Below are 969 nucleotides of genomic sequence, written 5' to 3'. Positions count from 1 at the left end.
CCCGCAGCTGGCACTGTTGCAAAGTTAGCGATGAGGCAGCCTTTTGTCTTATTCAAAGGCCTTACATTTCAAAAACTCTGCTTACCAGGCGCATTTCGCCCAGGGGATCACCATAATAAAATGCTGAGGCCTGGCCTTTGCGTAGTGCACGCATCACCTCAATACCTTTGATGGTGGCGTAAGCCGTCTTCATGGATTTAAATCCCAGCGTGGCGCCGATTATCCGTTTCAGTTTGCCATGATCGCATTCAATCACGTTGTTCCGGTACTTAATCTGTCGGTGTTCAACGTCAGACGGGCACCGGCCTTCGCGTTTGAGCAGAGCAAGCGCGCGACCATAGGCGGGCGCTTTATCCGTGTTGATGAATCGCGGGATCTGCCACTTCTTCACGTTGTTGAGGATTTTACCCAGAAACCGGTATGCAGCTTTGCTGTTACGACGGGAGGAGAGATAAAAATCGACAGTGCGGCCCCGGCTGTCGACGGCCCGGTACAGATACGCCCAGCGGCCATTGACCTTCACGTAGGTTTCATCCATGTGCCACGGGCAAAGATCGGAAGGGTTACGCCAGTACCAGCGCAGCCGTTTTTCCATTTCAGGCGCATAACGCTGAACCCAGCGGTAAATCGTGGAGTGATCGACATTCACTCCGCGTTCAGCCAGCATCTCCTGCAGCTCACGGTAACTGATGCCGTATTTGCAGTACCAGCGTACGGCCCACAGAATGATGTCACGCTGAAAATGCCGGCCTTTGAATGGGTTCATGTGCAGCTCCATCAGCAAAAGGGGATGATAAGTTTATCACCACCGACTATTTGCAACAGTGCCAACGCCGGGTTATTCTTATTTGTCGCTTCTTTACTCGCCTTTATCGGCCTTCACTCAAGGATGTATTGTGGTTATGCGTTATATTCGCCTGTGTATTATCTCCCTGTTAGCCACCCTGCCGCTGGCGGTACACGCCAGCC

General features: G+C 52.3%; 1 protein-coding gene. It reads right to left on the bottom strand.

Going from position 1 to position 969, the window contains the following annotated elements:
• Nucleotides 1-61: 61 nt before the first annotated feature.
• On the bottom strand, nucleotides 62-766 hold the full coding sequence (locus tag MKP05_RS21170; protein ID WP_001067855.1) for an IS6-like element IS26 family transposase: 705 nt from the start codon (nucleotides 764-766) through the stop codon (nucleotides 62-64).
• Between the last annotated feature and the right edge of the window lie 203 nt (nucleotides 767-969).

Source organism: Halomonas flagellata, from assembly GCF_022487945.1.
Classification (GTDB): Bacteria; Pseudomonadota; Gammaproteobacteria; order Pseudomonadales; family Halomonadaceae; genus Halomonas; species Halomonas flagellata.
Note: the sequence above shows the minus strand (reverse complement) of the source record. Positions and strands in the feature narration are given on the sequence as shown.

Coding starts and splice junctions, on each gene's coding strand:
- MKP05_RS21170 (WP_001067855.1), bottom strand. CDS start 766: ATGAACCCATTCAAAGGCCGGCATTTTCAGCGTGACATCATTCTGTGG.